Origin of the sequence: Flavobacterium sp., from assembly GCF_020217025.1 — a bacterium.
Lineage (GTDB): Bacteria > Bacteroidota > Bacteroidia > Flavobacteriales > Flavobacteriaceae > Flavobacterium.
In genome coordinates, this window is record NZ_JAIWOF010000096.1 from 1 (window position 1) to 10,000 (window position 10,000).

Consider the following 10,000-nt stretch of genomic DNA (forward strand, 5'->3'; position numbering starts at 1 on the left):
GCATTCCTTTATTTATTGGAGATGTTTTGTATGCGGTTTTGATTTATTTCGGATTTCGATTTTTAATTATGGATTCGAAAAAGGCAACTTCGCTCCTACTGAGTTTGCTTTTTTGTTTTGGTATTGAAATCTTACAATTGGTTCAAATTGATTGGTTACTAGCTATTAGAAAAACCACTTTAGGTCATTACATTTTGGGCGAAGGTTTCCTTTGGTTGGATTTATTTTGCTATATAATGGGAACTTTGATGGCTTTTCTAATAGATGAGAAACTTATTAAAACTCAAAACTTAAACTCGTAGTAACAAAAAAGTTATTGGATTTATTATCGAAGAAAATAGCTTCTTTAGAATCTAAATATCGTGCTTCGGTTCTTAATTTTACTTTTGAATTAGGCAAATAATCAAAGTTTAAGGAAGCTCCTGATGTTTTAAATGCATCAGAAGTAGCAATAATCACATTGTTTTCATCTTGATAATATTCCACTCGAACAGCGGTTTGCCATTTTGTATTTATCGAATATTGCGCAATCAAAACTGGACTCATCCAATACAAATGTTTATCATTTAAAGAAGAACTGTCTTGAATTCCGAAATCAAATCCTAAAATAGTGCGCCATTTTGAATTCCAAGTATTGTCCCAATATAAATTATTGAAATAACGCATTGCTAATTCGGTTCCATAGAATTCCTTTCCTATAAAAGTACTCCAATTCAATGTCGCTTTTTCAGAAGGTTTGTAAATAATTTGAGTCCCTAAAGCTGGAGCAACGTCTTTTTGTGGTTTGTTGATACGTTGCCAGCCATTCGTTACTAATCCCGAAAAACTCCATTTGTCATTTGGTTTGTAATTATACTTAACTCCTGTCATAAAATAAGGTGAATTTTCCGCTAAAATAGAACGTGTTAGAGTTAGATTAGAAGCCGTTGTTGCCGATTCAAATCCGATGTAACTTGGCATAATTCCGACTTCAATAGATGATTTTTTGTTGTCGTTTAAATACATTCCTACATAAGCTTCGCTTACTAATTTAATGTCTTCCGAAGCGTAATTATCCTCAACATACGTTCCTGCATGAATAGCAATTGAAGCATAAGTATTTCCGTATTGCAATTGCGTACGAATTAATCCATTGTTTACATTAAACTCATTGTGACGGTTGTAATTGTACATAAATGGAAGTTTAGTATCCGTTGTTGGATTACTAAAATCATACGCATAATACGTTTCTAAAAAACCAGAGACTTTAATTTTTAAGGAATCTTTTTCTTGAGCAAATGAAATTGCAGAAAAACCAATCATTAAAACCTTAATTATATTTTTCATCTATTTCTTTCTATTTAATGGAATATTTGTTGTTGGTTGATATACCATCGGAAGTTCTTCAACTACAACATCACTTTTATCTAAACCAAATGCCTTTGTATCTGAAATAGACATTCTTTTCAAGATAAAATAACTATTAATTAACCACCCTTCTTTTACAGAGAATTCATTTTCAACTGATAAAAATTTCTCTAAAATTACAAATTTAAAGTCAGGTTCTGCGTTGTATTTAGTTGAACCATCTGGTCGAGTATGTAAATTTAACTCATTTTGTTGCACTAAATCTTGAACGATTTTTTTGAAATACAATTCTACTTTTGGTTGAATTCTAAACCCAACATTTAAAACAATTTTTATTACTGTATCATCAATAATTTCATGAACTTCATAATCTAGTGTGAAAGGTTCATCGGTACGGTTAATGTGTAAAAACCAATATACATCAGCTCTTTTTGGTTTTTTTGAAAAAATTGATTTAATGATTTTCTCTTCAATTTGGTTAAGTTTATCCGCTTTTGATAGATAAATTAAATGCGTTGAATATTTTGGAATTGTATCATCGTTACTTAATTCTTCTAGTTTAAAAGCATGTTCTTTTATGTTTTCAAATTTTAAAAACTTATTATTGATTTTTCTTGAATAATACCAAACATACATCACCATAAATATGAACAACTCAAAGAATAAAAACATCCATCTTTCTTTGATTTTTACCACATTTGCAGCAAAAAATGAAAGTTCGATTACTGCAAAAACGAATAATATCAAGGCAATCCAACCGATTTTCATTTTCTCGATGTAAAACAAATAATACGACAATAAAAAGGTGGTCATCAACATCGCTACGGTTATAGAAAAACCATAAGCCGCTTCCATATGTTCGGAATTTTTAAAATACAAAATCATCAAAACACAGCCAATCCATAAAATTGTATTAACAGAAGGAATGTAAATTTGACCTTTCGTATTTGTTGGATTTTTCAAAGCAACTCTTGGCCAAAAATTAAGGGAAATTGCTTCATTAATTAAGGTAAAAGAACCACTAATCAAAGCTTGAGACGCAATAATGGCTGCCATTGTAGCGATAATGATACCAAAAATTAAAAACCATTGAGGCATAATCGAATAAAACGGATTTCTACCCTCAAGAAATTGACTTCCTTGTGTCATTATCCATGCGCCTTGACCTAAATAATTAACGACTAAAGCTGTTTTTACAAAAACCCATGTGATTCGTATATTGTCTCTTCCACAATGTCCTAAATCTGAATACAATGCTTCTGCTCCTGTGGTACAAAGAAATACGGCTCCAAGTAACCAAAAACCATGTGGATATTCAACTAATAATCGATAAGCATACATTGGATTTAAAGCTTCTAAAATTTCTGGATGAATAACAATTTGTGAAATTCCCAAAACTAATAACATCGAAAACCAAACTACCATGGCTGGGCCAAAAAAGAAACCTACTTTTTGAGTTCCAAATCTTTGAAACAAAAACAAACCAGATAAAATAGCTGTAACAATAGGAACTGTAGGCAAACTCGGTATAAGAACTTCCAAACCTTCTACAGCAGATGCTACCGAAATAGGTGGTGTTATAATACCATCCGCTAAAAGTGTGGTAGCGCCTAAAATAGTTGGAATCACTAATTTTCCTTTCCCAAAACGTTTAATCAAAGCATATAATGAAAAAACACCGCCTTCACCATGATTATCAGCTCTTAATGTCAATATAATATATTTAAAAGTCGTTTGAAATGTCAATGTCCAAAAAACACAAGAAATTCCTCCATATACAAGCATTTTGGATATTTCTCTATCTCCTACAATTGCTTTCATTACATATAGTGGACTCGTTCCTATATCTCCATAAATGATTCCTAATGCTACTAAAAGTGTTGCTGCTGTTACTTTTTGATAATTTGAATTACTCATTTTTTTATTGTATTTATATTTTTAATAAAGTGTGCTGCATAATACATTCCTAATTTTTCAGCTACTAAACTCAAATCATTGAGTTGGTTTTCTAAAGCGTCTTCTCGTTGTGGACATTGATTAATTTTGATGAATTCTCGAAGCCAACAATCTGAATTTGAATTAGGTTGCCTTGGATTAATTGCGTTATTTAAAGACAAACTATCGCTGTTGCTTGGCACATTAGCTGTGTTGCTGTCTGAATTTTCCATATGTAATGATTTTTATGTCAGAATAAATCGATAACCAATTCCGCTTTCGGTGAGAATCATTTCGGGATGATTGGCATCTTTCTCAATTTTCTTTCTTAATTGTGCTACAAACACTCGTAGATATTGGGTTTGGTCGCTATAACTTTTTCCCCAGATTTCCTTTAATAAGTATTGATGTGTTAATACTTTTCCTTCGTTTTTTGCCAAAATGGCTAATAAATTAAACTCGGTTTGTGTTAGTTTAACTTCTTCGTTATTCACTTTTACAATTCGCCCTATCAAATCAATTGAAAAATTAGTAGAACTAATTATTGGTTCTGAAGCTTCTTTGATGTGATTTCTCATATGAGAACGCACTCTTGCTAATAATTCCTGTGTTCTAAAAGGCTTTATCAAATAATCATTAGCTCCATTATCCAACGCTTTTACAATTTCTGATTCTTCACTTTTAACCGATAAAATCATGATTGGGTTTAAATACCATTCGCGCAATTGTTTCAGTACTTTTTGTCCGTCAACATCAGGCAAACCGAGGTCAAGCATAATCAAATCGGGTTGAAAGGTTGCAGCAAAACGAATCCCTTCTAAAGCATTCTCGGCTAGTTTTACCTCAAAATCATTTGTACTTAAAGTAATTTCTAAAAGTTTTCTGATTTGCGATTCATCATCTATGACTAAAATTCGACACTTATTCATTTTCTGTCGGATTAAATTTTGAAACTTCGGTTTTAATTTTGATTATGAATTTGGCTCCACCTTCTACTCTATTTTCTAATGATACAGTTCCGTTTTGCGCTTCAACGAAACCTTTTACAATTGATAATCCCAAACCAGAACCGCCTGGTCGCGAATTTTTGAGTCGGTAAAATTTATCAAAAACAAGAGCAATTTCATCTTCAGGAAATCCATTTCCTTCATCTAAAATTATAATTTGTAATGTATCTTCTGTAAATGATAAATCGATATTTATAGTGCTTTTTGGTGGCGTGTAAATTATGGCATTGTTTAATAAATTATAAATTACATGCTCTGTTAAACCATAATCCAATTTAAAAAGTGGTAAACTTTGGGGAACAGTAACTATTATTTTTTGCGAATACGATTTAATTTTTAAAGCTCTAATTACCTCATAAACAATTTCATTTACATCAACCCAATCCATTTTTGGAACTATAACGCCCGATTCTAATCGCGACATGTTCAATAAATTTTCAACCTGATTATTCAATCTCAAAGAAGCAATCGAAATTTCTTCCAATAATTTTTCCTTTTGACTTTCAGTCATAATTGCATTGCTTTGAAGCGCATCGGTTGAACCAATAATGGCAGCAATAGGTGTTTTTAATTCGTGCGATAAACTATCTAAAAGGGTATTGTAGAGTTTTATGGATTTCAATTTCGACTCTTTTTCATTTGCAATTCGTTCAATCTGTCTTATTTTAAAGGTTAAAACAGCATTAATCAAAGCAATTACAAAGTACATGAAAAACATGAATTGGTCTTCTGTATTTCCGATATGAAATGTAAAATAAGGCTTTATAAAAAAGAAATTCCAAATTAAAGCACTCAAAACTGCAGCTAATAATGTGGGAACAATTCTATAAAACATGGCTACAAAAGAAACCGTAACCAAAAGAATAAAAGCAATAACCTTATAACCAATAATATCTTTAAATGCAAAGCAAACAAGCGAAACCAGCATCACTAATATTATGCTGAAAACATATTGATTATTAAGATTTGATGTTCTACTAAACACGCTTTAAAACTTTACCATTGAATTACTTGGCAAAGATAAGTTGGGTTTTATAAATAGCGTATAAAAGAAAAGCTAATAAGTATAAAGATTTTATAAAGATTTCTTTCTTCTAGTATCAATTAAATGAATAATTTGCCATTTTCCGTTGTCGTTGTACAAGGTAAAAGCGTTGGCACCAATATGACTTAGCTTATCATTTACATAAAATTCATACGGAGTCCACACGTGTGCTAAGTTGCCATCAATTTCTACTTTATAATCAAGTAATTTTTCGAATATTTTCAAATTTGAAGGAATAGTAGCTATTGAATTTAAAAATTCATCAAACTCTTCATCAATGAGTTTGTTACCTTCTTTTGTGTTAGCAATTGTTCTCATTACAATTTCAGGATGACACAATTGTTTAAGAGCAGTTGTGTCTTTATCATGAAAAGCAATAAAAAAATCATCCACCACTTTTTTTGGATTTGTATCTTGCGCAAAAAGAGAACTAGTTATTCCAAGAAGAAACAGAAAAAACAATGATTTCATTCTAATATTTTAATGCATTAGTAGCACTTGAATCAAATATGTTACAATACCAGCAACATAACCCGCAATAGCTAAAGGAGTTATTTTTTTCAAATACCACATGAAAGTAATTTTTTCCTTTTCCATAACAGCAATTCCTGCGGCCGAACCAATTACTAACATACTTCCACCTGTTCCTGCACAAAGAGCTATAAATTCCCATAAAGTGTGATCCATTGGATACTCTGCTAATGAGAACATACCTTGTGTTGCTGCTACTAAACTTCCGTTATCTACAATTGAAGATAGAACTCCAATAGCAACAATCATAGAATCTGTATTTGGTAAGTTTGTAATTAAAATGTTTGCTAATTCTCTTAAAACTCCTACTTCTTGCAAAGCAAATACCATTAATAAAATTCCCATGAAATAAAGTATTGAACTAATATCAACTTTCGTTAACGCGTACGCTACTGAGAATTTATCTTTTTCATCTTGTGTTTTATTTCTATGATACATTATTGAAACTAAAGAAACCATTGATAATGAAATTAAAACTCCAATAAATGGTGGTAATCCTGTTAATGTTTTAATTACTGGAACCATTACTAATCCTACTACACCAGCTATAAAAACACTCATACTCCCTCGCATTTTTTCTTCTTGACGCACTTGAGCCATGGATACCTGTGCTCTCAAAACTGCAAAACCTTTCATTCTAAAACTAGCTATCAATACAGGCACTAACAATACCATAATAGATGGCAAAATCAATGCTTTCACAATTCCAAAAGAACTTACTTGTCCGCCTATCCATAATAAAGTTGTGGTAACGTCTCCTATTGGACTAAAAGCTCCTCCAGCATTAGCTGCGATTACAACGATTCCTGTCAATACCATTCTGATTTCGCCTTTTGGCATTAACTTTCTTAGTAAAGTTACCATAATAATTGCTGTAGCTAAATTGTCTAATAAAGCCGAAAGAATAAAGGTTATAAAGGCAACTATCCAAAGTAATTTTAACACAGAGGTTGTTCTAATTCTACTAGTAATAACGGTAAAACCTTTGTGAATATCAATTAATTCAACAATTGTCATAGCTCCCATTAAAAATATAAGTAAGCCTGAAATCTCACCAAAATATTCCATTAACTTTTCAGTTACTAAATGTTGATCATCATGACTAAATATGGCTATGACAACCCAACAAATTGTTCCAGTAAGTAAAGCAGTAATTGTTTTATTTATTCGTATGGGAGATTCGAGAATAACCGATAAGTAACCTAGAATTGCGACAGCAAGTAATATAGATATCATTTTAGCATTGTTTTTAAACGCCCCTAAATTAAAACATTAATTTAACATAAATTTAATATTTGAGAAATATTTTTTCAAAATCTAAAAAGAAAATAACATTTACTACCTTTGTGTTTTAAATACAAAAAACATGTCAGTAGCGAAGAAAGATTACAAAAGAATTACAACAAGAACTTTGATTGATATGAAAGAAAATGGAGAAAAAATCTCCATGCTAACTTCATATGATTTTACAATGGCTAAAATTGTAGATTCTGCAGGTGTAGATGTTATTTTAGTTGGTGATTCAGCAAGTAATGTTATGGCGGGACATGAAACAACACTTCCAATTACACTTGACCAAATGATTTATCACGCATCGAGTGTGGTTAGAGCTTGCGAAAGAGCTTTGGTCGTGGTTGATTTACCATTCGGAAGTTATCAATCGGATTCTAAAGAAGCCTTACGCTCTGCAATACGAATTATGAAAGAAAGTGGTGGGCATGCGGTAAAATTAGAAGGTGGAAGTGAAATTAAAGATTCAATCAAAAAGATATTAAACGCTGGAATTCCTGTAATGGGACATTTAGGATTAACGCCACAATCTATTTATAAATTCGGAACTTATACCGTTAGAGCTAAAGAAGAAGCGGAAGCTGAAAAATTAATCGAAGATGCAAAAATGTTAGAGCGTTTAGGTTGTTTTTCATTAGTATTAGAAAAAATTCCAGCAGCTCTAGCTGAAAAAGTGGCTAAAAGTATTTCTATCCCTGTAATTGGAATTGGTGCTGGTGGTGGTGTTGATGGTCAAGTCTTAGTAATTCACGATATGTTAGGAATGAATAACGAATTCAGTCCGAGATTTTTACGCCGTTATTTGAATTTATACGAACAAATGACGCAAGCTATTGGTCAATATGTAACCGATGTGAAATCGCAAGATTTTCCTAATGCTAACGAACAATATTAATTGTGTCTAACAAAGAAATTTCTACAAAAGACAACCTACAAATCCTTCACGAAGACAATCATATCATTGTCATCAATAAACGTGTAGGTGATATTGTTCAAGGAGATAAAACGGGTGACAAACCACTTTCTGATGTAGTAAAAGAATACATTAAAGAAAAATACAATAAACCTGGAGATGTTTTTTTAGGAGTCGTGCATCGTTTAGACAGACCAACAACTGGAATTGTGGTTTTTGCGAAAACGTCAAAAGCACTAACGCGTTTAAACGAAACGTTTAAAAATAGAGAAACGCAAAAAACCTATTGGGCAGTTGTGAAAAATTGTCCTCCAAAAGAAAAAGACACATTAGTACATTTCTTAAAAAGAAATACTAAAAATAATACTTCAAAAGCACTTTTAAAAGAAGTTCCCGAAAGTAAAAAAGCAAGTTTAAGTTATCAAATCATCAAAAAATTGGATAACTATTTTGTTTTGGAAATTGATCTACACACGGGAAGACATCATCAAATTAGAGCGCAATTACAAGCTATAGGATGCCCAATAAAAGGTGATTTAAAATATGGTTTTGACCGAAGTAATTCTGATGGAGGGATTCATCTGCATGCTAGAAAGTTAGTTCTAACACACCCGGTTTCAAAAGAAATCATTACTTTTAATGCAATAACACCAAAAGACAATATCTGGAACTCAATTTAATTATTTTAATCTATGAAAAATTTAATTCTTTCTCTAACATTAATTACAACTTGTTACTCCTATTCTCAAGAACACTTTAGTGGAATTTCAACTTCAAAAAGAGGAGGTTTATTAAATGCTAATAACAATCCAGCAGAATTGGTAAATATGAATTCTAAATATGAAGTTAATGCATTCAATTTTTCTATTGGAATGGCAAATAATAAATTAACTTTTAGTGATTTAGTTAGTGGGGATAATTTAGAAAATAAGATTTTTGAAGGAAATGATGTTGTTAACTTAAGATTGGATACTCAAATGTTAGGCCCTTCATTTGCTTTTAAATACCAAAAATGGGGATTTGGAATTACTTCAGTTGCTAATGTTAAAGCCAATGTTATAAACTTAGATTCTAAATTAGGTGATGCAATTCAGAATGGAGAGTTAAGTAATATTTTTTCTCAAACCGTAATTTCATCAAATGACAATCAAAGATTAAACGCAACTACTTGGGGAGAAATTGATTTAACAATTGCTAGAAATTTAATTGATCTTCCAAAACACAAACTTAATGTTGGAACTAATTTACGTTTGTTATTTCCAGGAGCTTATGCTAACTTTTCTGCAACAAACCTAAATGGTACAATCGTAAATAATTTTGGAGATATCTCTTTGGTAAATGCTTCTGCTAACATTAATATTGCTTACGCAGGAGTTTTAGCAAATAACTATAACGATCAAGGAAACTACAATGAATTTTTCTCTCAAGGAATCAATGGTTTTGCAGCAGATATTGCCGTTAACTATAGATGGAAAGACGAAAATGATGCTAATAGTTATCGATTAAACACTGGACTTTCAATTAAAAACATTGGTTCAATGACTTTTAAATCTGATAATAACTTAAGTAAAAACTATATTTTAAATGTCGATAATCTAGAAAGTTTAGATTTGAATCAATTTGACAATGCAGAAAGTTTATCTGAAATTGAAGCTATTTTAAACGATCCTGCAAATGCGGCGTATTTTCAATCGACATCAAGTACTGCTGACTATACTGTGAAATTACCAACCGTAATTAATGCTTATGCCGATCTTCGTTTAACAAAAAAATGGTTTGTAACGGGAAGTATCAATCAAAAAGTTAGCGATGATAGCAAAAGTGATTTTATCACAACGCAAAATTCATATACTTTAATTCCAAGATTTTCAGCTAAATGGTTTGAAGCTTATGCGCCTTTAGCATCAAATGAAATTTCAGGATTTACAAGTG

11 protein-coding genes are annotated in these 10,000 nt (G+C 31.3%); 4 read left to right on the forward strand and 7 right to left on the reverse strand.

The genetic code is table 11. The annotated features are described in order from the left end of the window. Nucleotides 1–302 (forward strand): DUF2809 domain-containing protein (locus LDL23_RS04630; RefSeq protein ID WP_291264666.1); only part of this gene is annotated, 302 nt, incomplete at its 5' end. Here LDL23_RS04630 and LDL23_RS04635 read toward each other — a convergent pair. From LDL23_RS04635 to nhaD, 7 genes are all read right to left on the reverse strand, one after another. Beyond that, nucleotides 277–1,326, reverse strand: a complete 1,050-nt coding sequence (locus tag LDL23_RS04635; protein WP_291264667.1) for a porin — start codon at nucleotides 1,324–1,326, stop codon at nucleotides 277–279. The genes LDL23_RS04630 and LDL23_RS04635 overlap by 26 nt on opposite strands. After that, complete coding sequence (locus LDL23_RS04640) at nucleotides 1,327–3,264, reverse strand: KUP/HAK/KT family potassium transporter (protein ID WP_291264668.1); 1,938 nt, start codon at nucleotides 3,262–3,264, stop codon at nucleotides 1,327–1,329. After that, nucleotides 3,261–3,515 (reverse strand): hypothetical protein, encoded by a 255-nt coding sequence (locus LDL23_RS04645; RefSeq protein WP_291264669.1) that lies wholly within the window; start codon nucleotides 3,513–3,515, stop codon nucleotides 3,261–3,263. Before LDL23_RS04645 ends, LDL23_RS04640 begins: the two co-directional genes overlap by 4 nt. Nucleotides 3,516–3,527: 12 nt before the next feature. Beyond that, on the reverse strand, nucleotides 3,528–4,211 hold the full coding sequence (locus tag LDL23_RS04650) for a response regulator transcription factor (RefSeq protein ID WP_291264670.1): 684 nt from the start codon (nucleotides 4,209–4,211) through the stop codon (nucleotides 3,528–3,530). Beyond that, the gene (locus LDL23_RS04655) at nucleotides 4,204–5,274 is read right to left on the reverse strand and encodes an ATP-binding protein (protein ID WP_291264671.1); all 1,071 of its coding nucleotides are present in this window, start codon (nucleotides 5,272–5,274) and stop codon (nucleotides 4,204–4,206) included. Before LDL23_RS04655 ends, LDL23_RS04650 begins: the two co-directional genes overlap by 8 nt. A 90-nt stretch (nucleotides 5,275–5,364) precedes the next feature. Beyond that, on the reverse strand, nucleotides 5,365–5,805 hold the full coding sequence (locus LDL23_RS04660) for a nuclear transport factor 2 family protein (RefSeq protein WP_291264672.1): 441 nt from the start codon (nucleotides 5,803–5,805) through the stop codon (nucleotides 5,365–5,367). Nucleotides 5,806–5,814: 9 nt separating this feature from the next. Beyond that, nucleotides 5,815–7,101 (reverse strand): sodium:proton antiporter NhaD, encoded by a 1,287-nt coding sequence (nhaD, locus tag LDL23_RS04665; protein ID WP_291264673.1) that lies wholly within the window; start codon nucleotides 7,099–7,101, stop codon nucleotides 5,815–5,817. A 130-nt stretch (nucleotides 7,102–7,231) separates the two neighbouring features. On the opposite strand from nhaD, the gene panB reads away from it, so the two are divergent. The 3 genes from panB to LDL23_RS04680 form a co-directional block, all read left to right on the forward strand. Next, complete coding sequence (gene panB, locus LDL23_RS04670; RefSeq protein WP_026726677.1) at nucleotides 7,232–8,050, forward strand: 3-methyl-2-oxobutanoate hydroxymethyltransferase; 819 nt, start codon at nucleotides 7,232–7,234, stop codon at nucleotides 8,048–8,050. A 2-nt stretch (nucleotides 8,051–8,052) separates the two neighbouring features. Next, on the forward strand, nucleotides 8,053–8,748 hold the full coding sequence (locus tag LDL23_RS04675) for an RluA family pseudouridine synthase (protein ID WP_291264674.1): 696 nt from the start codon (nucleotides 8,053–8,055) through the stop codon (nucleotides 8,746–8,748). A 12-nt stretch (nucleotides 8,749–8,760) separates the two neighbouring features. Beyond that, the coding region (locus tag LDL23_RS04680; RefSeq protein WP_291264675.1) for a hypothetical protein at nucleotides 8,761–10,000 on the forward strand (1,240 nt) is incomplete at its 3' end.

Excerpts from the sequence above, each read along its gene's own strand:
- LDL23_RS04635 (WP_291264667.1), bottom strand. The coding sequence starts at position 1,326 with ATGAAAAATATAATTAAGGTTTTAATGATTGGTTTTTCTGCAATTTCA.
- LDL23_RS04640 (WP_291264668.1), bottom strand. The coding sequence starts at position 3,264 with ATGAGTAATTCAAATTATCAAAAAGTAACAGCAGCAACACTTTTAGTA.
- LDL23_RS04645 (WP_291264669.1), bottom strand. The coding sequence starts at position 3,515 with ATGGAAAATTCAGACAGCAACACAGCTAATGTGCCAAGCAACAGCGAT.
- LDL23_RS04650 (WP_291264670.1), bottom strand. The coding sequence starts at position 4,211 with ATGAATAAGTGTCGAATTTTAGTCATAGATGATGAATCGCAAATCAGA.
- LDL23_RS04660 (WP_291264672.1), bottom strand. The coding sequence starts at position 5,805 with ATGAAATCATTGTTTTTTCTGTTTCTTCTTGGAATAACTAGTTCTCTT.
- nhaD (WP_291264673.1), bottom strand. The coding sequence starts at position 7,101 with ATGATATCTATATTACTTGCTGTCGCAATTCTAGGTTACTTATCGGTT.
- panB (WP_026726677.1), top strand. The coding sequence starts at position 7,232 with ATGTCAGTAGCGAAGAAAGATTACAAAAGAATTACAACAAGAACTTTG.